Consider the following 23,520-nt stretch of genomic DNA (forward strand, 5'->3'; position numbering starts at 1 on the left):
TCTCAAAGACCGAGAATCATCTTGGAGATGATGTTCTTCTGAATTTCGTTGGAGCCGCCAAAGATCGACAGCTTGCGGTTGTTGAAGTACTGCGCGGCGGCGCTGGCGGCCTCAATGGGCCCGATTGCCTCGCCCGCATACCCTTCTTCGAGCGCTTCTTCGACGAACGGCGCCGCATACGGCCCCATCGCGCGGCGCAGCAGCGAGGAAATCTCCTGGCGGATCTCGGTGCCGCGAATCTTGAGCATCGAGCTTTCCGCACCGGGCACGCCGCCGCCCGCCACGGCAGCGATCACGCGCAGGTTGGTCGTCTTCATGTTCTCCAGATCGATCTCGACCTTTGCGATGCGCGCCGCAAACTGCGGATCTTCTGCAAGCGGCTTGCCGTTGCGCGTGATCTTCTGCGCGGCGCGCTTCAGGCGAGCGAGCGCCGCCACCGAAAAGCCCACGCCGGCGATATTCGTGCGCTCGTAAGTGAGCAGATATTTCGCGTAGGTCCAGCCGCGGTTTTCTTCTCCAACGAGGTTCGCCACCGGCACGCGCACGTCGGTGAAGAACACTTCGTTAACCTCATGTTCGCCGTCGAGCGTGACGATGGGGCGAACCTCGATGCCCGGCGTGTTCATGTCGATCAGCACGAAGCTGATGCCTTCCTGCTTGCGCACGTCGGCGGCGGTGCGCACGAGGCAGAAAATCATGTTCGCGTAGTGGCCGAGCGTGGTCCACGTCTTCTGGCCGTTCACCACGTAATGGTCGCCGTCGCGAACGGCGGTCGTGCGCAGCGAGGCGAGGTCCGAGCCCGCGCCCGGTTCGGAATAGCCCTGGCACCACCAGTCCGACCCGTCGAGAATGCGCGGCAGCCAGTAGCGTTGTTGCGCTTCGCTGCCGTACTTGATGAGCACGGGCCCGAGCATATTCACGCCGAACGGCACGATGCGCGGCGCGCCCGCAATCGCGCATTCGTTCTCGAAGATGAACTTCTGCACGGCGCTCCAGCCGGGGCCGCCGTATTCCCGCGGCCAGTGATTCGCGAGCCAGCCTTTTTCGTTTAGGATGGCGTGCCATTGCGCCATGTCGTCGCGCGTGAGGTGCCGCCCATTGCTCACCTTGCTGGCGAGGCGCTGTGGCAGGCGCTCGCTCAGGAATGCGAGCACTTCGCTGCGAAACGCCTCTTCTTCGGCGGTGAATTTCAGGTCCATGTGTGAAAAGCTCCTTCAGGGCACATTCAGGCCGATTGATTGAGGCTCGCGAAATTCTCGCCGCGCTCGACCAGTTCGACGAGCAGCGGCGAAGGACGCCAGAACAGCGGATCTGCCTTCGCATACTCGCGGATATCGGCGAGCACGTTGGCGAGGCCCACGGTATCGGCGTACTTCATCGGGCCGCCGCGATAGCGCGGGAAGCCGTAGCCGTAAAGCAGCGTGACATCGACATCGAGCGGGCGCAGGGCGATCTTTTCATGCACGACGTTCGCGCCTTCGTTGATCATCGCCGCCATGTAGCGGCGCATGATGGCTTCGTCGCTGAAGCTGCGCGGTTCGATGCCGGCGCGCTCGCGCTCGGCGCGGATGATGGACTCGACTTCGGGATCGGGCGTGCCCGTGCGTGCGCCTTCGGGGTAGAGATAGAAGCCGCGGCCCGTCTTCTGACCGAACCAGCCGCGCTCGCAGATGCGGTCGGCGATCTGCACGTAGCGCGCCTTCGGGTCGCGCGTGGCGGCGCGGCGCTTGCGCGTGGCCCAGCCGATGTCGCCGCCCGCGAGATCGACCACCTGGTACGGGCCCATCGGAAAACCGAAGTCGCGCACTGCCTTGTCGATCTGATAGGGCGAAGCGCCGTCTTCCATCAGATGATCCGCAGCCGTGCGGAACACCGCGAGAATGCGGTTGCCGATGAAGCCGTCGCACACGCCGGCGCGCACCGGCACCTTGCGCAGCTTCTTCGCCAGCTCGAACGCGGTGGCCACGACATCGGCGCTCACCTGCTTCGGCACCACGATTTCCAGCAGCTTCATGATGTTGGCGGGCGAGAAGAAGTGCAGGCCCACCACGTCCTGCGGGCGTTCGATGCTGGCCGCAATGGCGTCGATGTCGAGATACGAGGTGTTGGTCGCGAGCACGGCGCCGGACTTGCACACGCGGTCGAGTTCGGCGAACACGGCCTGCTTGACGGCCATGTCCTCGAACACGGCTTCGATGACGAGATCGGTGTTCCCGAGCGCGTCGTACGAGGTGCTGCCGCTAAGGCGCGCGAGGATCTGCGCTTTCGCTTCGCGCTTCATGCGGCCCTTGGCGATGAGGCCGTCGTAGACCTTTTCCACATGGGCGCGGCCGCGCGCGAGCGAGGCGTCGTCGCGCTCGATCATCGTCACGGGCAGGCCCGCGTCGAGCACGGCCACGGCAATGCCCGCGCCCATCGTGCCGCCGCCGATCACGCCGACGGTGTCGATCGCGCGCGGCTTCGCGCTCTTCGTTTCTGGGGCCTTCTGCACTTCGCGCTCCGCGAAGAATGCGTGCACGAGACCCGCGCGCTGGGGGCTTTCGAGGCATTCGAGGAACTGCTTGCGCTCGAAGCGCAGCCCTTCGTCGAACGACAGATCGAGCGCGGCCTGCACGCAATCGACGATCTTCAGCGGCGAGAACAGGCCACGCGACTTCTTCGCGGTTTCGGCGCGGGCGGCGTCGATTGCGGCTTGCGCCTGGGCGCGATCGGCGAGCGCCTGGGCGTCGCGCGTGCGTCGCACCGGCGCGTGACCCGCGAGCAGTTCCTGCGCGTAGGCGAGGCCTTCGGCGAGTATGTCGTCGCTCGCGCCCACGCGGTCGACGAGGCCCAGCTTGTGCGCTTCCTGCGCGCTCGCGTGACGGCCGCTCAGCATCAGCGAGAGCGCCGCTTCGGCGCCGATCAGGCGCGGCGTGCGTTGCGTGCCGCCGGCACCAGGCAGCAGGCCCAGCTGCACCTCGGGCAGGCCGAGCTTCGCGCCCGCCACGGCGAGCCGGTAGTGCGCCGCGAGCGCCACTTCGAGGCCGCCGCCGAGCGCCGCGCCGTGAATGGCGGCGATCACCGGCTTGTGGCAGGCCTCGATGCGGTTGCACACGTCGGGCAGCGCGGGCGGCTGCGGCGGCTTGCCGAACTCGCGGATGTCCGCGCCGGCAATGAAATTGCGCCCCGCGCCGACGATCAGCACGGCCTGCACGGCGTCGTTTGCCTCGGCATGCTCGATGGCGGCGGCGAGGCCGCGGCGCACGTCCACGCCCAGCGCGTTGACGGGCGGATTGTCCACGGTGACGAGCAGCACCTTGCCGCGCAGTTCATGAGTGACGGGGGAGGCGTTCACGGGATCGGATGCCATGGCGATGCTGTCTCCATAATGAGGGCCGGACTGGCGGGCCAGACGGCAATGTTTCATGTTCGCGTCGATTCTCGGCGTGACAGGGGCAATTGACAATCCCATCGCTCGTTGACAGACTGTCAAGGTATTTTTGACAGTGGATGTGCCATGGACGTCAATGCGCTAACCCTGCTCGTCGAAATTCTCGACGCGGGCAACCTCAGCGAGGCGGCGCGCCGGCTCAAGATGAGCCGCGCGAACGTCAGCTACCACCTCAACCATCTGGAGAAGTCGATCGGCCTGCAGCTCGTGCGTCGCACCACGCGCCGTGTCGAGCCGACCGAAATCGGCTTGAAGCTCTACGAGCACGGCCGCGCGATCCAGAACGCGCTGCTCGCCGCGCGCGAATCGGTTTCCACCCTCGGCCAGAGCCTGCAGGGGCGCGTGCGGCTTTCGGTGCCGAGCGGCTACGGGCAGCTCGTGATGTCGGACTGGCTCATCCAGTTCAAGCGGATGTACCCCGGCATCGTGCTCGACGTGATGTTCGAAAACCGCGTGGAAGACCTGCTGCGCGACGAAGTCGATATTGCCGTGCGCGTGATGCACGAGCCGCCGCAGAATCTCGTGGCGCGCGACATGGGGCCGGTGAAGTACATCGCATGTGCCTGTACGGCGTGGGCCGAACAGCACGGCATGCCGCAAACGCTCGAGGATCTGGCGCGTGCGCCCGTCATCACGGCAACGGTGGTGGGGCGGCAATTGCGCCTTGCGGGTTATCTAAACGAGGACCGGCACGAAGTGCTGCTCGAACCCTCGATCATTTCGGAAAACTTTCTATTTCTGCGCCAGTCGATTCTCGCGGGACTCGGCGTGGGCATCGTGCCCGACTACGTGATGCACGACGACATTCGCCAGGGCGCTGCCGTCACGTCGCTCGACGCGTGGCGTTTGAGCATATTCGGCACGCATATGTACATGCTCTATATGCCGAACCGCCACCACACGCGGGCGGCGGCCACCTTCATCGATTACGTGCTGGGCGAGGCCCGCAAAACCGGGCGCGGCGCGGCCGCGTGAGCGGCGCAGGCAGCACGCCGCCACTCGCCGCGCCGGGTGCATGCGCAACCGACTACTGGCCCGTGAGCGTGTTGCTGTACTCCACGGCGGGCTGCGAGGTGTTGCCGCCTTGCGCGACGAGCAGATGAATCTGGCCCGGCAGGAGCTGCGAGAGCGTACCCGAGATCGGCACGGTCGTAATGAGCCAGTCCGCATTGTTCGCGAGGTTGAAAGAGGACGACTCGTAGATCGCCGTCTTGCTGCCCGCTGCCGTGACGATCGCCACGTAGTTGCCGCCGTTCATATAGATCGAGTCCTGTCCGCTTGCGGGCACGGCGTTCTTGTAGCCCACGGCCGGCAAGGTCGGCTGCACGGCGTTGATATCCGTGCCGGGCGCAACGATGTAGATGTCGAGATTCTGCGCATTGACGGTGGCGTTGAACGCGCGCAGGCGTGCGCTGCTGGAAAGCAGGCCCTTGTCGAACGGATCGTCGATCAGGCCGATGTCGCCGCCCGTGAGCGCGGGCAACGCGAGCACGGTGTACTCGTGACCCTTCGCCACGTCGGCGAAGGCGCCGCTTGCAATCGGCGTGGTCGTGCCCGTGCTTGCATACGAGACGTTGGTGTTGCCGGTGTTGATGTTGGCGAAGTTCGTGACCTGCTTGTACGCGATGTTCGTCTGCAGGGCGCTGCCATTCACCAGAAAATCGACATTCGGGCCGCCGGGGAGCGCATGCACGAAATGTATCTCGGGGTTCTGCACGCCGATTTCCTTGCCGACGTCGTTGCTGCTGCTGCCGCCGCCGCATGCCGTGAGCAGGGCTGCCGCGCTCGCAAACGCGAGCAGGGTGCGTATCGTCTTCATTGTTGACCTCATTCGTTTCGTTCGAGCTGCACGGTGTACGGCCTCGATTGCGGCCGCGCGTTGTTATCGCGCCCCTGCGCGAGCCGGGACGCCGGCGCGATGCTGCATAGGGGCGATCACGATCAGCAATTGGTGTGCCGTGCGTGGGGATTCGACGCGATGCATGCGCGCGCAACGGGATGAGGAGAGGAGAGCGATGGGGGCGGCGCGCGGATGAAGCGTGGCGCGCCCGACTTTTGCGACGTTCGATGGCAGCTTTTACCGGCGGCGCGAAGATCCGCGCCGATATTCAAGCGTCCTGCGCAGAATTGTTGTCCGGGTTCGCGTCTTGCTTGCCGACTGCACTTGCGCCGGCGGCATCCGGCCGTCCGCGTGTGACGGACGAAACGGCGACGCGTTGCTGAATCCCGGCCTTGGAGAGCATATGTGCGCTGATGGGCGCGGTGAGAAACAGGAACGCCGGAATCAGCACTTCGTGCAGGCTCGCGAAATTGTTGTGCGTACTGAAGTACACAACGGAAGCGAGCACGACGCCGCCTACGCCGAGCGTGGTCGATTTGGTCGGCCCGTGCAGGCGCATGTAGAAGTCGGGCAGGCGTGCGAGGCCGATCGCGCCGATCAACGTGAATGCGCTGCCGAGCAGGAGCAGCAAGCAGACAATCGCTTCGATGACGGTTTGCATGGCGAAGCCCTAGTTCAGTTCGATGATGTCGCCGCGCTGCAGGTACTTCGTGAACGCGACGGTTGCCACGAACCCCATGACCGCGATGAGCAGCGCGATTTCGAAGAAGACCGTCGAACGCAGCATGATGCCGTAGACGACGATGAGCGCGATCGCGTTGATATTGAGCGTGTCGAGCGCAACGAGCCGGTCGGGCAGCGAAGGCCCGCGCACGAGGCGCACGAGCGTGAGCAGGAACGCGAGCCCGAGGATCGCGAACGAAACCGGAATGACGATGGCTAGCATGCGAAGATCTCCATGAGGGGCGCTTCGTAACGGGACTTGATCAAGGCGACGAGCGCGGCTTCGTCTTCGAGATCGAGCACGTGCACGACGAGGCGCCTGCGGTCGTCGGAAAGCTCGGCGCACAGCGTGCCGGGGCTCAGCGAGACGATGCTGATGAGCGCCGAGAGCGCGATTTCGTGGGTGCTGTCGAGCGGCACGTCGATGAAGGCGGGGCGCAGGCGCTTCGTGGGGCCAAGCACGAGCAATGCGACTTCGAGATTCGCCACGAGGATGTCGTAGAGCACATGCCCGAAGAGCCGTACGAGCAGCCACGGTCTGCCGAAGCGCACGGGCGCGAGCCACAGCCCTTCGCCCACGCGGTAGGCGATGGCGGTCCCGAGCACGAAGCCAAGGAGCAGGTTGCCCGGCGACACGTCGTTCATCAGCAAGACCCAGCATACGAGCAGCACGACGGTGAGCCAGGGGTGTGGAAAGAGCCTCTTGAGCATGTCAGCTTCCTGCGCCCTGTGACGTTTGCGCGGCCTGTGCGGGCAGGATCGCGTGAACGTAGGCTGTGCGGTCGAGCAACTGCGCGGCGGCGGCGTCGAGATACTGCTTGAGGGGGCCGGCAAACACCGTTGCCGCCACCACGCCCGCGAGCAGCAGCGCACACGCGGCGAGCTTTGCGCGGCTGCCGCGCGGCGCGGTGGCGGGTGCGCCGTCGTAGGCGCGTGCAGCGGGTATCGCCCACAACAGGCGTGTGCCTGTACGGCTGAGCGCGACGATCGACAGCAGCCCCGCGACCAGCACGGCGGGCCAGAGCACGACGGCCTGCGCAAGCGGCGTGGCGGCGAGCACCATGGCCTTGCCGAGAAAACCCGAGAGCGGCGGCAGGCCGACGGCGCCAACGGCTGCCGCGAGATAGAGCACACCGGCGAGGTTCGAAGGCCAGGGCTTCGGGGCTTTTTCAGGGGCCGTTGCCTTGGGAGCCGTTGCGATCGGCTCGCTGTCTGCTTCGGGTGGGATGGCGGGCGCGGTGGCGTCGTCGAGCGATTCCAGCGAGGCGGGCTCGCGTGTTTCGGTTGCAGCGGGCACGGCCGCCGGATCGCCTGGCTCGGACTCCAGGGTATCGGCGAGCATGAACAGCGCACCCGTGCATAGCGTCGTGCTGATGAGGTAGTACAGCAGCGCGCTCCAGGCGAGCACGGTCTGCAGCGTGACAGCCGCAATCAGCAGGCCGACCGAGACCAGCACGAGAAAACCGGTCGTGGTCTTGAGGCTCGATACCGCGAGCGCGCCGAGCGCGCCATAGACGATCGTCGCAATGGCGAGCCACCACGCCCATTGATGCAGGAACGCGTCGAGTACGCCGCCCGCCGCGCCGAACACGAGCGCGTCGCAGCGAAGCATCGCGTAGATGCCCACCTTGGTCATGATCGCGAACAGCGCGGCCACGGGCCCGATTGCGCTTCGATACGCCTGTGGCAACCAGAACGACATGGGGAAGACGGCGGCCTTCAGGCCGAATACGAGCATGAGCGTCGCGCCCGCGAACTGCGCGAGGGGCAGCGACGCGGGGTCCAGATGCGCAAGCCGCTCGCCCGCATCGGCCATGTTGAGCGTGCCCGTGAGGCCGTACAGCACGCCCAGTGCGATCAGGAAGAACGACGAGCCCACGAGGTTCAACAGCATGTAGTGCAGGCCATTGCGCACGCGGCGGCGGCCGCCGCCATGCAGCAGCAGCGCGTAGGAGGCGATCAGCAGCAGCTCGAAGAAGACGAACAGGTTGAAGAGATCGCCGGCGAGAAACGCGCCGTTCAGGCCCATCAGCTCGAACTGCACGAGCGCGCGATAGTAGCGCCCGCGCCGGACATCGGCGCTCGTGGTGCCGAGCAGGCAGCAACACGCGAGCAGCGCGGTCAGCACGAGCATGAGTGCGCCGAGCCGGTCGATCTGCAACACGATGCCGAACGGCGCGGGCCACGCGCCGAGTGCATAGCCGGCAATCTGTCCTTGCGCCGCGAATTCGGCGAGCGCCGCCGCGATGGGCAGCAGCGCGAGCGTGGCAAACACGTTGATCGCACGCTGCAGGCGCTTCGCGCGCAGCGGCAGCGCGACGATCGCGCCGGCCGCGAACAGCGGAATCAGGATGGGAAGGATGAGAGCGTGATTCATTCGCTGCGCATCTCCAGGCGGCTGCGCTGCGGGTTGTCGCCGTCCACGTGGTCGGTGCCGTCGATCGCGAGCGCGCGCAGCGCGAGCACGACCGTGAAGGCCGTCATGGCGAAGCCGATCACGATCGCAGTGAGCACGAGTGCCTGCGGCACCGGGTCCGCGTACTGTGCCCCCGGCGTGATCACGGGCGGCTTGCCGGTGGAGAGCCGGCCCATCGCGAGCAGGAACAGGTTGATCGCATACGAGAACAGCGTGATGCCGAGGATCACCGGCAGCACGCGCGCGCACAGCAGCAGGTAGAGGCCGCTCGCGCAGAGCACGCCGAGCGTAATGGCGAAGGCGGCTTCCATCAGCTTTTCTCCACGGATTGCATGTCCTTGTCGCGCACGCCGAGGTGCGAGACGATCGTGAGCGTCGTGCCGACCACGGCGCCGAGCACGCCGAGGTCGAACAGCATGGCCGTACTTAGTTCGATTTCGCCGATCAGCGGCACGTGCAGATGGCCGAACGCGCTGGTGAGGAACGGGTGGCCGAGCACGATCGCGCCTACGCCCGTCGCGGCCGCGACGAGAATGCCGAGGCCCGCGAGCCCGCGGTAGTTGATGCGGATGCGCGACTCGGTCCACAGCACGCCGCTCGCCACGTATTGCAGCAGCAGCGCAATGGAGATCACGAGCGAGGCGATGAAGCCGCCGCCTGGCAGATTGTGGCCACGCAGAAAGATGAACACGGCAACGAGCAGGGTGAGCGGCAGCATGAGGCGCGCGAGAATGGCGAGCAGCAGCGGATGCGACTGCGAAGACCACGGCAGGCCGCCCGGGCCCGTATCGGGCGATTTCAGGCGCAGGCCGCGCAGCAGCGCCTTGACGGCGAGCCCTGCCACCACCAGCACGCTGATCTCGACCATCGTGTCGAAGCCGCGGAAATCCACGAGGATCACGTTCACGACGTTGTGGCCGCCGCTGCCCGGCAGCGCGTTCGCGAGAAAGAACTGGCCGACGCCACCGATGGGGGCGCGCGTCATCACGGCATACGCCACGGCGCCGATCAGCGCGCCGCCCGCGAGTGCGAGCACCGCGTTGCGGGTACGTGCGGCTGGAGGCTCCTGCGCGCGCTGCACGACAGGCAAAAAGTAGATGGCGAGCACGAGAAGCAGCACCGTGACCACTTCCACTGAAATTTGCGTGAGCGCGAGGTCTGGCGCGGAAAAACGCACGAACGCGAGCGTGACGAGCAACCCGCAGGTGCTCAGCATCACGAGCGCATAGAGCGTATTGGCGCGCACGAGCACGACGCCTGCCGCCATCAACGCCATCAGCACGAGGCCGACGAGCGTCATCGCATCGAGCGGCGCCGAGCGGTATGCGCCGTCCAGCGAGGTAAGCGCGAGGAGCGCCGAGCCCGGCACGATCAGCATCGCCGCGATCATCCACGCGAGATACGCCGGCAGCGAGCGCGTTTCGAAGAGATCGACCACGATGCCCGCGGCTTTTTCGAGCTGCTGCACGAAGCGGTCGAAGCCTTCGCTCGCGTTCATTTCGGAGAGCACCGAACGATGATGGCGGAACGCGTCGCGGCGATAGAAGAACAGCAGCGCGCCGCCCACGAACGACACGCAGCTCATCAGGAGCGGCAGATTGATGCCGTGCCACAAGCTCAGGCTGTACGTGGGCACGCTGCCGCCCAGCGCGAACCATGCCGCGGACTCGAGCATCCTGCCGATGGTCTGCTCCGGCACGAGGCCCACGAGCAGACAGATGACGACGAGAATCTCGACGGGCAGCTTCATGAAACGCGGCGGTTCGTGCGGCGGGTAGTGTGGAAGGTCGTGCGGGGTTTCTCCGTCGAAGAACACGCCCCACACGAAGCGCAGCGAATACGCGACCGAGAGCCCCGCCGCGATGACGGCGAGCGCGGGGATGATCCAGTTGAAGTCGCCGAGGAGTCCTTGTGCGAGCGTTTCGCCGAAGAACATCTCCTTCGAGAGGAAGCCGTTGAGCAGCGGAACGCCCGCCATGGCGAGCGATGCCACGGCGGCTAGCGCGGCGGTATGCGGCATGAAGCGGCGCAAGCCACGCAGGCGGCCCAGGTCGCGCGTGCCCGTCTCATGGTCGATGATGCCCGCCGCCATGAAGAGCGAAGCCTTGAACACCGCGTGATTGAAGGTGTGAAAGAGCGCGGCGACGGTGGAGAGCTGCGTGTCGAGGCCGAACAGCAGCACGATGAGCCCGAGATGGCTGATGGTGGAATACGCGAGCAGTCCCTTGAGATCGCGCTGCACGAGCGCCATGGCCGCACCGCCCGTGAGCGTGACGAGGCCGATCAGGCTCGTCACGTAGAAGAACCAGTCGGTGCCTTCGAGCACGGGGTAAAAGCGCGCGATGAGGAAGATGCCCGCCTTCACCATGGTCGCCGAATGCAGGTATGCGGAAACGGGCGTGGGTGCCGACATCGCATGCGGCAGCCAGAAGTGGAACGGGAACTGCGCCGACTTCGTGCAGGCCGCGAAAAGCACGAGCAGGAGAATTGCGGGATACAGCGGATTGCGCTGTACGAGACCCGCATGCGCGAGCACGACATCGAGGTCGTAGCTGCCGCAGACATGGCCAAGCAGCAGCACGGCGGCCAGCAGCGCGAGACCGCCCGCGCCCGTGATGGTGAGCGCCATGCGCGCGCCGCGCCGTGCTTCGGGGCGCGAAGGCCAGAAGCCGATCAGCAGGAACGACACGATGCTCGTGAGTTCCCAGAAGATCACGAGCAGCAGCAGGTTGTCCGACAGCACCACGCCGAGCATCGCGCCCATGAAGAGCAGCAGCAGCGCGTAAAGGCGCGGCAGCGATTCGCTGCCCGCGAGGTAGTAGCGTGCGTAGATAAAAACGAGCAGGCCGATTGCGAGCACGAGCAGCGCAAACATGAACGAAAGACCGTCCAGGCGCAGCGCGAACGAGAGGCCGAGCTGCGGGATCCAGTCGGCCTGCCAGTGCAGTACGCCATGGGTGGCCATGCCTACACGTTCGCTGCCCAGCAGTCCCAGGCCGAAGAGCGCGGCCGCGAATGCGATCCACGTGCCGCAGGGGGACGCCCAGCGTCCGGCGAGCGGCCCCGCGAACGCGACGAGCGCTGCGGCGACGAACGGTAATACGACGAGCCACCCCATTGCCATTCGACACTCCCCGTGGGTCCGACAGGGCGCCGAGTCGCCGCGCCGCAGTTCACGATCATAGCCGCAAACGGGGACGGAGTTCATTCATGTGGCATCGAGGCGGCCACGGGGTGCCACAGGAAATGACCGTGCGTCAGGTCCTCCGGCCTCGGGGCTCGTCGACGATCTTCACGGGCACGTTCGTCGCCCGCGCGCGCGGGCGACGGCCCTCATCACTTTGTTACGGCGCGTTGCACCGCCAACTCCGCCATCACTGCGGAATCATGCCGGTCAGCACATACGCCTGAATCAGCGTCACCACGCCCACGACAGCCGCGAAGAACAGGCTATGACGCACGGTGAAGCGGAACAGCGACGATTCCTTGCCGACGAGGCCGGTTGCCGCGCAGGCCACCGCGATCGACTGCGGCGAAATCATCTTGCCGCTCACGCCGCCCGAGGTGTTGGCCGCGACGAGCAGCGTGTCCGAAACGTTGATCTGGTGCGCCGTGGTGTGCTGCAGCGAGCAGAACAGCGCGTTCGACGACGTATCGGAGCCCGTGAGGAACACGCCGAGCCAGCCAAGGAACGGCGAGAAGAACGGGAAGGCGGCGCCCGTGCCCGCAAGCGCGAGCGCCAGCGTGGACGACATGCCCGAGTAGTTCGCGACGAATGCGAAGGCGAGCACGAGACCGATGGACAGCACGGGGCGGCGCAGTTCACCGAGGGTCTCGAAGAACGCGGCCACGGCGGTGCGCGGCTTCATGCGCAGCAGGATCGCGGAGAGGATCGCGGTGATCATGATCGCGGTGCCTACGGCCGAGAGCCAGTCGAGCTTGAACACGGCTTCGTACGGCTTGGGCGACGCGACGATCGGCGCCGTGCGCACCACGAGCTGATCGAGGCCCGGTACGTGCAGGCTCAGAATCGTGCCCGCGAGCGGGCCTTTCGCTGCGAAGAGCGCCTTGAACGGCTTGACGCTCCACACGGTCACGATGACCGTGAGCAGAATGAACGGCGACCACGCGCGCACGGTCTGCGCGATGCTGTACGGCGACGCCTTGCGGCTCGAAGCCGCCGCACGCGAACCGCCGCCGCCGAAACCGCCCAGCGCAGCGGCGCCGCCGCTCACCTTCACGCTCGTGCCTTGCGTTGCCCGGCGCGGTTGCCACACGTTGAGGAACGCGGCGAGCGCGACGAGGCTCACGAGCGCCGAAGTGATGTCCGGCAACTCGGGCCCGATGTGGTTCGACGTGAAGTACTGCGTAACAGCGAAGCTGCCGCCGGCCACGAGCGCGGCGGGCCACGTTTCCTTCACGCCGCGCTTGCCGTCCATGATGAAGACGAGCCAGAACGGCACGAAGAGCGAGAGCAGCGGCAACTGGCGGCCCGCCATTGCGCCGATCAGGAACGGATCGATGCCCGTCACCTGGCCTGCGACGATGATGGGAATCCCCATCGCGCCGAACGCGACCGGAGCGGTATTGGCGATGAGGCACAGGCCCGCGGCGTAGAGCGGCTCGAAGCCGAGGCCGACGAGCAGCGCCGAGGTGATCGCCACCGGCGCGCCGAAGCCTGCCGCACCTTCGAGGAACGCGCCGAACGAGAAGCCGATCAGCAGCAGCTGCAGTCGCTGGTCGTCGGTGATCGAGAGCACCGAGGCGCGGATGATCTCGAACTGTCCCGTCTTCACGACAATCTTGTAGAGGAACACCGCCGTGACGATGATCCACGCGATCGGCCAGATGCCGTAGGCAAAGCCGAAGCCCGCGGAAATGAGCGCCTGGCGCACGGGCATGCCGTATTCGAAGATCGCCACGGCGAGCGCGAGCAGCAGGGTGATCGCCGCGGCGACATGGCCCTTCATGCGCAGGCCGGCGAGCGCGACGAAGAAGAACAGAATGGGAATGGCGGCCACGAGGGCGGACAGCCACAGACTGCCGAGCGGTGTGTAGATCTGGTACCAGGGTTGCACTACGGTCTCCTCCGATGATGCGGGTAGAAAATTTATGTGATCTCGTCAGGCTTGCTATGAGCGTTATTTCGCAGGCCTGACGACATGAGCGCTATTGCGGCTGATCGCGTTCGCGCAGCAGGTCGTGCAGGCTGCGCGGCGCGGGCTTGAGCGGTGTGCGATGCTGCGTCCAGCCCATTTGCTGCGAGGGCGCGAGGCCGCGTAGACGCGTCACGGCCCAGCGTAGCGCACGGTAGGCGCGCGGATGCGCGAACGCGCCGCTCCAGAAGCGCCAGATGAACTGCTCGCTCCTGCTGTGATTCGCGCCCTGGCCGCGCAACGGATGCGCAACGCTCTCCTCGGGGTCGCGGTTCGCCTCGGTGCGAAGGCGCACGAGCAGCTGCGGAATCGGAATGCGCACCGGGCAGACTTCGCCGCATGCGCCGCACAGGCTCGACGCGGTGGGCAGCTCCGCTGTCGCGTCGAGCCCGAGCAGATGCGGCGAAATGATCTTGCCGATCGGCCCCGGATACGTCGTGCCGTACGCATGCCCGCCGATGCGCGTGTACACCGGGCAGTGGTTCATGCACGCGCCGCAGCGGATGCATTGCAGCGTGGCGCGCAATTGCTCGTCGGCGTAGGCCTGGCTGCGGCCGTTGTCGAGCAGGACGAGATGCACCTCGCGCGGGCCGTCTTTCTCGCCTTTGCGGCGCGGGCTGCTGATCAGGTTGAAATACGTCGTGATGGGCTGGCCCGTGGCCGAGCGCGTGAGCAGGCTCGAAAGCGGCACGACGTGCTCGAGCTTTGCCACCACCTTTTCCATGCCCATGATCGCGATATGCACGTCGGGCACCGTGGTGGAAAGGCGGCCGTTGCCTTCGTTTTCCACGAGCCAGAGCGTGCCCGTGTCGGCGGCGGCGAAGTTCACGCCGGAGAGGCCGATCTGCGCATCCACGAAGGCGCGGCGCAGCGCGCGGCGGCCCGTTTGAATGAGCGTGTCCACGTCTTCCGTAAAGGGCGTATCGGGAATGTGCGTTTCGAACAGGTGCCCGATATCCCCCTTCGTCTTGTGGATGGCGGGCATCACGATGTGCGAGGGCTTTTCGCCCGCGAGCTGCACGATGTACTCGCCCATGTCCGACTCGATGCAGTCGACGCCGCGCTCGGCGAGGTAATGGTTGAGCTCGATTTCCTCGCTCGCCATCGACTTGCCCTTGATCACGCGTGTGGCCGCGTGACGCTGCGCGATGGCGTGGACGATGCGGTTCGCCTCGTCGGCGGTCTCGGCCCAATGCACCTGAATGCCGTTCGCGCGCAGCTTCGTTTCCAGTTGCTCGAGGAGTTCGGGCAGGCGCGCGAGCGCATGCTGGCGCACGGCTTCGCCGAGGTCGCGCAGGGCTTCGAGTTCGTCCGCCTCGGGGAACTGCGCGGCGCGCTTGCCTTGCAGGAAGTCCATCGCGCCGCGAAAGCTCTTGCGCAGTTGCGGGTCGTCGAGCGCCGTGCGCGCGCGCTGGCGGAATTCCGCAGTCGGGACGAAATGGAGCGTGTTTTCCTGAGAGTTCTGCGTGCTCGTGCTCATTCGGCGGCTCCGTGCTGCGTGCCCGTTGCGCGATCCTCATCGGTCACGAGGACGACCCATAGAGCGCGGGGACCATGCGCGCCATAGGCGGTGGTCTGCTGGATATCCGAGGTCTTCGAAGGACCCGAGATCATCACGAGATTGGTGGGCATGCCGTCACGCCAGCGCTCCGCGGCCACGGCGGCGTGCAGGTCGGCGTGCAGCCTGTTCGCGTGGATCAGCGCGACGTGCAGCGGCGGTACGAGCGAGACCGTGCGCGGCGCGTTCGCGTCGGGGACGACCACGAGCGTGCCCGTCGCCGCGAGACCCGAGCGCGCGACAGTGAAGCCCGCGTCGACGGTGTCGAAGAGTTCGGCCTTCCACTGCTCGATCGGCTGCGCGTAACTGCGCGCCTGCACGGCGGACGGGAGTGCCGCCTCGAGCGCCTGGCCTTCGGCGCAGGCGGTGTCGAGCAGCAGGCTGCGCACGCCCGCCGCCGCGAGGCGGTCGGCGAGATCGTCGGCCCACGTTGCGGCGCTCGCGCAGATCACTTCTGCGTGCGCGGCTTCGAGCATGCGCTGGAACTGCGCGATGCGTTCGTTCAAGGCAAGCGGGGCGAGCGCCCGGCGCCCGGTGAAATGCGCGTCGATGCGCGCGTCGAGCGCTTCGAGCGTGGGGGAGGGTGCTGCAGGGGCATGGCCACGCAGGCGTTGCAGCATGCGCGCACGCGCGCTCATCGTATCGACGTTCATGCGGCCTCCCCGCCCGTGCGGCGCCAGAGGAACGAGGCGAGGTGCTCCACGGCGAGCGGCGCGCCCTTGTGCGCCGCCGCGTGGCCGATGTTGAGCAGGCAGCCGCAGTCGGCGGAAACCAGGCGCTCGCAGCCCGTGGCGCAGGCGGAGGCGATCTTGTCGGCGACCATCGCGCCGGAAATGTCCGGGTGCTTGAGCGAGAACGTGCCGCCGAAGCCGCAGCATTCCGATTCGCGTTCGTGCTCGATGCGTGTGACGCCCGGCAGCGCATCGACGACTTCGACGCCGTGCACGCGCGTGCCCATCTCGCGCCGCGCGCCGCACGAGGTGTGCAGTACGACGCGCTCGTCGGGCTGGCGGACGGCACCCTGTGCGCCATACGCGTCGAAGTCGACGTTCAGCACGCGCACGAGGAATTCCGTGAGTTCGTACACGCGCTCCGAGAGTCCCTCGGCGCGCGCGCCGTTGGCCGCGTCGCCTTCGAACAACGCGGGCCAGTGATGGCGCATCATGCCCGCGCACGAACCCGAAGGGACGATCACGGGCCAGGGTTTTTCGAAGAGTCCGAGTTGCGCGAGCGCGACCTCGCGCGCCTGGCGCGGGTTGCCGCTGCTGTATGCAGGCTGGCCGCAACAGCTCTGGCTGCGCGGGAAATGGACCGTCAGGCCCTCGCGTTCGAGCAGCTTCACCGCGTCGAGGCCGGCTTGCGGCACGAACAGGTCGACGAGGCAGGTGGCGAACAGATAGACGTCGGTGGGGCGCTCGGTGGGGTATTGCCGTGGCTTCATGTCTCGCTCGGTGTCTTGGCGCGCTTTCGTGCTCCTTCCCCGCGGACCCGAGGCCGGGCGGGTTGAGGACGAGCGCTGGTTTGGGCGCATAATTCCCGCTCCGGGCGAACGGTTCAAACTGGTTGGACCACTTGCCACAAGATAAAACGAGATTCGGGTATGACAATGAGGGACAGGGCAGTCGCGCGCGGGCGCGTGGAGACCGTGATGCGTCAGATGGAGACGTCGCTGCTCGACGGCACCTGGCGCGCGGGAGCGAAGCTGCCTTCCGAGCGCGTGCTCGCGATGGAATACGACGTGGCGCGCAACACCGTGCGCGAGGCGATCCAGCGCCTGGCCGCGCGCGGCCTCGTGCAGAGCCGGCCGGGCGCGGGCGTATTCGTCACTGACCAGTTGCGCACGGGCTTTGCTTCGCCGTGGGGGCAGCTCGTGGCCGATCATCCGGCCTTGCGTGAAGACATCCTCGAATTTCGCCGCGTGCTGGAAGGCGCGACGGCGTATTTTGCGGCGCTGCGCGCGAGCGACGAGGATCTCGAGCGTATTCGCGCGCTCATGCAGGAACTGGAGCGCACGCGCGAAGTGGACGACAAAGCCGCCGAAGCCGATACCGATGCGAAGCTGCACGAAGTGATCGCGCAGGCCTCGCACAACGCGATGTTTCTGCACTTGCACACGAGCGTGCTGGGCGTGCTGCGCGAGCACATCACGATCAACGGCACGGGGCTGCGCGTGCAGAACGAAGACGCGCCGGACCAGTTGCTGCTGCAGCACCGCACGCTGTGCGACGCGATCGTTGCGCGGCGTCCCGAGGAGGCGCGCACGGCGATGCAGACGCACATCGACTTCGTGCGCACGCGGGTGGGAGAGGAGATCGGCTGGCAGGAAATTGGTCCAACCAGTGACGATGCGCCGCGCGCCGCGCCAGCGGCTGCGCAGGCGGCCAAGCCGGCGCGCAAAGCCGCGCGCAAGGTGGCGGGCGGCAGGGAGAAAACGCCAGTGGGCCGTGCCGGGCGCGCGAACGCTGCTAAAGTCGGCTGATCGGGCCGACGGGCCTCATTCCGGGCCGCAGGCAGTCCCTGGCCGCATGAGCAGGAGGAGCAGATGAACGAACGCGCCGCGCAAATCGTAGCGTTGAGCGCCGTGACGCTGACCGTCAGCGACATCGCGCGGTCGGTGCCCTTTTACGAGGCACTCGGCTTCGAGCGGAGAGACGGGCCGGCGGTGCCGGGCTTCGCGTCGTTCGAACTGGGCGGCGCGGCCGGCGTTTGCTATCTGAACCTGCTGGAGGGACCGCACGGCGCCGTGAACGGCTGGGGCCGCGTGGTCCTCCACGTCGCCGACGTGGACGCGTTCTATGCCCATGCACTGGCCGCGGGCGCGAAGCCCGAATTCGCACCGCGCGACGCCCCATGGGGCGAGCGCTATTTCCATCTCGTCGATCCGGACGGCCACGAGCTGAGCTTCGCCAGGCCGCTCACCTGAGCCGCCGCAATGCATTTGAAATATTCGTGACACTCGCTGCGCCGATAGTGGCGCGAGTTGACAGCATATCGACCAAGGAGAGAGTCGCCATGAATGAACTGGACCGCACGATGGATGCCGAACAACGGGATGCGCAAGAGCAGGAGGCCGAACTGCATCGTCGTCGGCGTCTGGATGAAGAGCTCATCGACGCCTATGACGAAGAGCTCGAGATGGAGGTCGACGACCGGCTGCAGGAAAGCGGTCTGCAGATCAGCGACGAGGCGCGTGCGCTGCGCCGCGTCTATTTCCGCGAGCTGATCCGCCTGCAGGGCGAACTCGTGAAGATGCAGGACTGGATCGTGAGCACGGGGCACCGGCTCGTCGTGATCTTCGAGGGACGCGACGCGGCGGGCAAGGGCGGTGTCATCAAGCGCATCACGCAGCGGCTGAACCCGCGCATGTGCCGCGTGGCGGCGCTGCCTGCGCCGAACAACCGCGAGCGCACGCAATGGTATTTCCAGCGCTACGCGCAGCATCTGCCCGCGGGCGGCGAGATGGTGCTGTTCGATCGCAGCTGGTACAACCGCGCGGGCGTGGAACGCGTGATGAACTTCTGCACCGACGACGAATACGAAGAATTCTTTCGCTCCGTGCCCGAGTTCGAAAAGATGCTCGTGAGGAGTGGCATCCAGATCGTCAAGTACTGGTTCTCGATCACCGACGACGAGCAGGAAGTGCGCTTCCAGAGCCGCATCGACGATCCGCTCAAGCAGTGGAAGCTCTCGCCGATGGACCTCGAAAGCCGCCGCCGCTGGGAGGCCTACACGCACGTGAAGGAAGTGATGCTGCAGCGCTCGCACATTCCCGAGGCGCCGTGGTGGGTCGTGCAGGGCGTGGACAAGAAGCGCGCGCGCCTGAACTGTATTCACCACTTGCTGAGCCAGGTGCCGTATCACGAGATCGAGCACCCGCAAGTCACGCTGCCGGCGCGCGTGCATCATCCGGATTACATTCGCCAGCCAGTGCCGCAGGACATGATCATTCCGGAAATTTATTGAGCGGTTGGCCGCTTTCGATCTGATCGAGGGCAAGCGCGACGATTTTGGGATGCCCCTGGCGCAGTAACAGCGTGCGGCAAGACGCTGAAAATCTCGATCGTCTGAACGAAGGCGCACGACGCAACAAAAAGCCGCGCTCCCCTCGCAGGGAGCGCGGCTTTTCTCTGGCCTTTCGTACTCAGAACACGTGCTTGAACACCCAATAGAGCGCGCCAGCCAGCACGATCGAAGCGGGCAGCGTGAGCACCCATGCCATCACGAGGCTGCGCACCGTATTCCATTGCAGGCCCGAGCCGTTCGCGGCCATCGTGCCCGCCACGCCCGAGGAGAGCACGTGCGTGGTCGAGACCGGCAGACCGTACACGTCCGCCGCGCCGATCGTGACCATCGCCACGACCTCCGCGCAGCCGCCCTGGCCGTAGGTCAGGTGCTGTTTGCCGATGCGCTCGCCCACCGTCACCACGATGCGCTTCCAGCCCACCATCGTGCCGAGCCCCAGCGCGATCGCCACGGCCACCTTCACCCATGTCGGGATGAATTTCGTCGCGTGGTCGATCTGGCTGCGGAAGTTGTTGATGGACTTCAGGTCGTCGGCCGAGAAGGGCACCGCCTTCTGTTTGTCGAGCAGGCGGATCGCCTCGGAAATCACGTACATGTTGTTGCGCACGTTATCGACGACCGATTGCGGCACTGCCGCGAGCGAGCCGTAACCGCGCACCTGTTCGGTCACCTGGTTCGACAGCGCGGCAAGCGCGGGCACCGTCGTGCTCGACAGGGCGCGGCGGCCGATGAAGCGTTCCACTTCGGCGCGCGGATCGGCGGGCGCGGCCACGCCGTTCGTATAGCGCTCGAGCGCGCGCGTGGCGTCGTGCGCGACGGCGATGAAAGTCTGCGTCTGTTCGGCCGTGACGGCGCGGTTCAGCGCGTAGGCCGTGGGCACCGTGCCGATCAGGATCAGCATGATGAGGCCCATGCCCTTCTGGCCGTCGTTGGAGCCGTGCGCGAACGACACGCCCGTGCACGTGAGGATCAGCAGCGCGCGGATCCAGAACGGCGGCGGCTCCTTGCCCTTCGGCTCCGCGTAGAGCTCGGGCACGCGCACGACGGCCTTGAGGATGAGCAGCAGCAGGCCGGCCAGCAAAAAGCCGACGATCGGCGAAAACAGCAGCGACTTGCCCACGCCGAGCGCCTGGCTCCAGTCCACGCCGCTCGTGCCATTCGCGCCGTGCATGAGCTGGTTCATGAGGCCCACGCCGATGATCGAGCCGATCAGCGTATGCGAGCTCGACGAAGGCAGGCCGAAGTACCACGTGCCCAGGTTCCAGATGATCGCGGCAATGAGCAGAGCGAACACCATGGCGAAGCCCGCGCTGCTGCCCACCTGCAGGATCAGCTCTACGGGCAGCAGTTGCAGGATGCCGAAGGCCACCGCGCCGGTGGAGGTGAGCACGCCGAGGAAATTCCACGCGCCCGACCACATCACGGCGATATTGGGCGAAAGCGAGTGCGTATAGATGACGGTTGCGACCGCATTCGCGGTATCGTGGAAGCCGTTCACGAACTCGAAGCCGAGCGCGATCAGGAGCGCGATGCCGAGCAGGATCCAGGGCATCGCCGAGCTTTCGCGCACCGGCGAGAGGTCGTCGGCGAGATGCATCCCCACGTACACGGCGCCTGCGGCGATGACGACGAGGAAGGCGAGCAGGCTGGCGTTGCGCCCGCGTGCGGGGGCGGTGCCCGGTTGCGGTGACAGGGAAAATTCTGGCATGGCAGGCGGGCTCCTGGGGGAGGGAGTGGGCAAAGGTTTCGCCTCCGATCGTGAACTGCCCAGGTGTCCGTTTGATGACGGATTCGTGCCAGCCATGCCCGATGCATGCCCGACAGACCGGCGCTCCTTCGAATCGCGCCGTCAGCAGTCAGCAAGAGGATTGCGCAGATGCCAAAACGGGTTCTTTCGCTGCGTCTTCTGGTGCACCGCTGGGCCCACGGGCGGGCGAAGGCGGCGACGCGCCTGATCGGCAACTATCCCTTCTTCGCGGGGCTTTCCGGCACGCTCGTCGCGACGGTGATGGCGATCCTCACCTACGCGGCGCTCTACGAGGGCCGTGCCGAGGAGTTGCGCCACGCGCAGGAGAATTCGCGCAACCTCGTGCAGCTCATCAGCAACGACATTGCGCGCAACGTCGAGATCTACGACCTGTCGCTACAGGCCGTGGTCCAGGCGGCGCAGCAGCCGCAGACCTGGAGCATGCCCGAGGCGCTGCGCCAGCGCGTGCTGTTCGACCGGGCGACGGCGGCGTCGAGGCTGGGCGGCGCCTATGTGATCGACGCCAAGGGCCATGTGATAGCCTCGCACAGCAACGCCTTCGACGTTTCACCCGCCGGCATTTCGTTCGCCGACCGCGATTACTTCATCGCGCAACAGCGCGACCCGCATGCGGGCCTGTTCTTTTCGAAGCCGTTCCATTCCCGCCTGCGCGGCGGCGCGCTCACGATCGGCCTCACGCGCCGCATCAACGCGCCCGACGGCTCGTTCGCGGGCGTCGCGCTGCTCGGTGTGCGCCTCGACTATCTCGAGCAACTGCTCGAGCACATCGACCTGGGCCCCGGCGGCCATCTCTTCATTCTGATGCGCGACGGCACGTTGCTCGCGAGCAAGCCGCCCTCGATGCGCGGCGCCGGCTGGAGCTACGCGGACCTGCCGAATTTCGCGTTCTTTTCGCGTCGCGACGCCGGCACCTACACGTCGCACTCGGCAATCGACGGGGTCGAGCGCATCTACACCTTTGCGCATGTAGGCAACTCGCCGTTCATCGTCGTCGTGGCGCCCGCCGTGGGGGACGTGCTCGCCGGCTGGCGGCGGCGCAGCTATATCGCCCTCGTGATGACGACGGTGTTCGGCGGCGCGTGGGTCGCGGTGTCGTGGATGCTCGCCTTCGCGCTGCGCGACAAGGTGGTGGCCGAGGGCAAGCTCGTGCGTCTCGCGGTGACCGACCCGCTCACGGGTCTTGCGAACCGCCGCGCGCTCGACAGCCGTCTCGCGGAGGAATGGCATCACGCGGTGCGCGAACGCACGCCGCTTTCCGTGCTGTTTTTCGACATCGACCACTTCAAGCTCTTCAACGACACCTACGGGCACGCCGCCGGCGACGAGGTGCTGGTGTTCGTGGCCGGGCGCATCGCTGCAGGATCGCGGCGCGCAACCGATCTCGCCGCACGCTTTGGCGGCGAAGAGTTCGCGGTGGTGCTGCCGGGCACGGCGCTCGACGCCGCGACGCGCATGGCGGAAAAGATCCGCAAACGCATCGAGTCGGACAATCTCACGCTGAGTGGTACGCACCATGGGTGCGTGACGGTGAGCGCGGGGTGTGCGAGCTGCAATCCGCCGGAGGGCGGCAGCGGCGCGAAGCTGCTGGCCGCCGCCGACCGCCTGCTCTACGAGGCCAAGGAAGCGGGCCGCAATCAGGTCAGGTCGCAGCAATGGACGGGCGATGGGGCACAGCCGCTGGTGGATTCCGAAGCCGGAAGCCGAGGCCGCGATGCACCCGCAACGCGAGGCTGAGGCGCGCCGGCTTTCGTGCGGCGCGCGACGCCCGCCATGCCGTTCAGCGCGCGGACTTCGACAGCCGGTGGCCGAGGCCGAGGTTCGAGACGATCTGCCAGGTATAGACGCGCGAATAGTGCACGCCGAACTGGCGGCCGATCAGCTCGCGCACGCGGCTGTTGGTCCACGCATCGCTCGCAAAGCCGTGCTCTCGCGCGGAGCCATGCAGGGCGCTCGCGATCCAGCCTAGCGCGGCCTGATCGAGCACTGAAGGCCGGCCGCCCACGCTCATCTGCTGGAGCGCTGCCAGGCCGCCGTCCTCGACGATGGACTTGTAGCGCCTCACCGTCTGGGCGGAAAGGTGGAGTGAGTCGGCGACGCTATTCACGGTCGCGCCTTCCATCAACATCTGGCCGGCGGCCATTCTTCTCGCGACGCTCGGCAGGTTCTCGGTTCGGGTAAGCATGTGTTCACTCGTCGACGAAAGATTCCGGACACGCGGCATTGCGGATGTGCCGCTCCTGTAACCCTTCCTGCAAGCGGGTCTTGTCGCTTGCCATGGACCCGGCGCCGGTGCGGTGACGCGGGGGTCATGACGGACGGCGAAATCGACGCCCGGTGAAGGGCGCTTGTTGCGAAACGCCTCGGTGTTCCGCAGCGGATATTAATAATTGTTTTTGTAGGGAATGTGTATAGCTAGCGGAAAAATAGTCTGCTTGACTTGTGGATAATCCTGAACTAATGGAAAAAACAACCGACTCGCGTGTGTCAACAATGGGTGCCGCCATTTCGCACGGACTCCGCAATGCGAAGTTTGCTCCCATTGCAGCCAGTTAACCTGACTTAATTGCTCAAACATTGGAAAGCAACACTTTTCCTTGTTTTGTATG

At 66.2% G+C, this 23,520-nt stretch carries 19 protein-coding genes and 1 pseudogene; 5 read left to right on the forward strand and 15 right to left on the reverse strand.

Annotated features, from left to right (window positions below):
- Window positions 1-2 precede the first annotated feature (2 nt).
- Both BFD71_RS02945 and BFD71_RS02950 read right to left on the reverse strand, forming a co-directional pair.
- On the reverse strand, window positions 3-1,199 hold the full coding sequence (locus BFD71_RS02945) for an acyl-CoA dehydrogenase family protein (RefSeq protein ID WP_069261750.1): 1,197 nt from the start codon (window positions 1,197-1,199) through the stop codon (window positions 3-5).
- A gap of 26 nt (window positions 1,200-1,225) precedes the next feature.
- Complete coding sequence (locus tag BFD71_RS02950; protein ID WP_069261751.1) at window positions 1,226-3,349, reverse strand: 3-hydroxyacyl-CoA dehydrogenase NAD-binding domain-containing protein; 2,124 nt, start codon at window positions 3,347-3,349, stop codon at window positions 1,226-1,228.
- 147 nt (window positions 3,350-3,496) lie between these two features.
- Between BFD71_RS02950 and BFD71_RS02955 the strand changes: the two genes are divergently transcribed.
- Complete coding sequence (locus BFD71_RS02955) at window positions 3,497-4,405, forward strand: LysR family transcriptional regulator (protein ID WP_069261752.1); 909 nt, start codon at window positions 3,497-3,499, stop codon at window positions 4,403-4,405.
- A gap of 52 nt (window positions 4,406-4,457) precedes the next feature.
- Here the strand turns inward: BFD71_RS02955 and BFD71_RS02960 are convergent, their stop codons facing one another.
- From BFD71_RS02960 to BFD71_RS03010, 11 genes are all read right to left on the reverse strand, one after another.
- Entirely contained in the window at window positions 4,458-5,249 is a 792-nt protein-coding gene (locus BFD71_RS02960; RefSeq protein ID WP_069261753.1) for a DUF4397 domain-containing protein, read from the reverse strand.
- A gap of 289 nt (window positions 5,250-5,538) precedes the next feature.
- Window positions 5,539-5,931, reverse strand: coding sequence for a Na+/H+ antiporter subunit G (locus tag BFD71_RS02965; protein ID WP_069261754.1), 393 nt, complete (start codon window positions 5,929-5,931; stop codon window positions 5,539-5,541).
- 9 nt (window positions 5,932-5,940) lie between these two features.
- Window positions 5,941-6,216: a K+/H+ antiporter subunit F gene (locus tag BFD71_RS02970; RefSeq protein ID WP_069261755.1), complete on the reverse strand. Its 276-nt coding sequence runs from the start codon at window positions 6,214-6,216 to the stop codon at window positions 5,941-5,943.
- Window positions 6,210-6,704, reverse strand: coding sequence for a Na+/H+ antiporter subunit E (locus tag BFD71_RS02975; protein WP_069261756.1), 495 nt, complete (start codon window positions 6,702-6,704; stop codon window positions 6,210-6,212). The genes BFD71_RS02970 and BFD71_RS02975 overlap by 7 nt, the downstream gene beginning before the upstream one ends.
- A gap of 1 nt (window position 6,705) precedes the next feature.
- Entirely contained in the window at window positions 6,706-8,370 is a 1,665-nt protein-coding gene (locus tag BFD71_RS02980) for a monovalent cation/H+ antiporter subunit D (RefSeq protein ID WP_069261757.1), read from the reverse strand.
- Window positions 8,367-8,720: a Na+/H+ antiporter subunit C gene (locus BFD71_RS02985; RefSeq protein ID WP_069261758.1), complete on the reverse strand. Its 354-nt coding sequence runs from the start codon at window positions 8,718-8,720 to the stop codon at window positions 8,367-8,369. Before BFD71_RS02985 ends, BFD71_RS02980 begins: the two co-directional genes overlap by 4 nt.
- Window positions 8,720-11,533, reverse strand: coding sequence for a monovalent cation/H+ antiporter subunit A (locus tag BFD71_RS02990; protein ID WP_069261759.1), 2,814 nt, complete (start codon window positions 11,531-11,533; stop codon window positions 8,720-8,722). Before BFD71_RS02990 ends, BFD71_RS02985 begins: the two co-directional genes overlap by 1 nt.
- 250 nt (window positions 11,534-11,783) lie before the next feature.
- Window positions 11,784-13,487: a lactate permease LctP family transporter gene (locus tag BFD71_RS02995; RefSeq protein ID WP_069261760.1), complete on the reverse strand. Its 1,704-nt coding sequence runs from the start codon at window positions 13,485-13,487 to the stop codon at window positions 11,784-11,786.
- A gap of 91 nt (window positions 13,488-13,578) precedes the next feature.
- Window positions 13,579-15,045, reverse strand: coding sequence for a LutB/LldF family L-lactate oxidation iron-sulfur protein (locus BFD71_RS03000; protein WP_069261761.1), 1,467 nt, complete (start codon window positions 15,043-15,045; stop codon window positions 13,579-13,581).
- Entirely contained in the window at window positions 15,042-15,776 is a 735-nt protein-coding gene (locus BFD71_RS03005) for a LutC/YkgG family protein (RefSeq protein WP_069261762.1), read from the reverse strand. Before BFD71_RS03005 ends, BFD71_RS03000 begins: the two co-directional genes overlap by 4 nt.
- Complete coding sequence (locus BFD71_RS03010) at window positions 15,773-16,564, reverse strand: (Fe-S)-binding protein (RefSeq protein WP_069261763.1); 792 nt, start codon at window positions 16,562-16,564, stop codon at window positions 15,773-15,775. Before BFD71_RS03010 ends, BFD71_RS03005 begins: the two co-directional genes overlap by 4 nt.
- 207 nt (window positions 16,565-16,771) lie before the next feature.
- Between BFD71_RS03010 and BFD71_RS03015 the strand changes: the two are divergent.
- The 3 genes and pseudogenes from BFD71_RS03015 to ppk2 form a co-directional block, all read left to right on the forward strand.
- Window positions 16,772-17,425: pseudogene (locus BFD71_RS03015) on the forward strand (FadR/GntR family transcriptional regulator); the annotation flags it as partial.
- A 240-nt stretch (window positions 17,426-17,665) separates the two neighbouring features.
- Window positions 17,666-18,046, forward strand: coding sequence for a VOC family protein (locus tag BFD71_RS03020; RefSeq protein ID WP_069261764.1), 381 nt, complete (start codon window positions 17,666-17,668; stop codon window positions 18,044-18,046).
- 110 nt (window positions 18,047-18,156) lie between these two features.
- Window positions 18,157-19,086 carry a polyphosphate kinase 2 gene (ppk2, locus tag BFD71_RS03025; RefSeq protein ID WP_256094475.1) on the forward strand — a complete coding sequence of 310 codons (930 nt, stop codon included), beginning with the start codon at window positions 18,157-18,159 and terminating at the stop codon, window positions 19,084-19,086.
- Window positions 19,087-19,264: 178 nt separating this feature from the next.
- Here the strand turns inward: ppk2 and BFD71_RS03030 are convergent, their stop codons facing one another.
- On the reverse strand, window positions 19,265-20,854 hold the full coding sequence (locus BFD71_RS03030; protein ID WP_069261766.1) for an inorganic phosphate transporter: 1,590 nt from the start codon (window positions 20,852-20,854) through the stop codon (window positions 19,265-19,267).
- A gap of 168 nt (window positions 20,855-21,022) precedes the next feature.
- Between BFD71_RS03030 and BFD71_RS03035 the strand changes: the two genes are divergently transcribed.
- On the forward strand, window positions 21,023-22,648 hold the full coding sequence (locus tag BFD71_RS03035; protein ID WP_069261767.1) for a sensor domain-containing diguanylate cyclase: 1,626 nt from the start codon (window positions 21,023-21,025) through the stop codon (window positions 22,646-22,648).
- A gap of 43 nt (window positions 22,649-22,691) precedes the next feature.
- Here BFD71_RS03035 and BFD71_RS03040 read toward each other — a convergent pair whose 3' ends face one another.
- On the reverse strand, window positions 22,692-23,096 hold the full coding sequence (locus tag BFD71_RS03040) for a helix-turn-helix domain-containing protein (RefSeq protein ID WP_028202557.1): 405 nt from the start codon (window positions 23,094-23,096) through the stop codon (window positions 22,692-22,694).
- Between the last annotated feature and the right edge of the window lie 424 nt (window positions 23,097-23,520).

It is taken from the genome of Paraburkholderia nodosa, assembly GCF_001718195.1.
Taxonomy (GTDB): Bacteria; Pseudomonadota; Gammaproteobacteria; order Burkholderiales; family Burkholderiaceae; genus Paraburkholderia; species Paraburkholderia nodosa_A.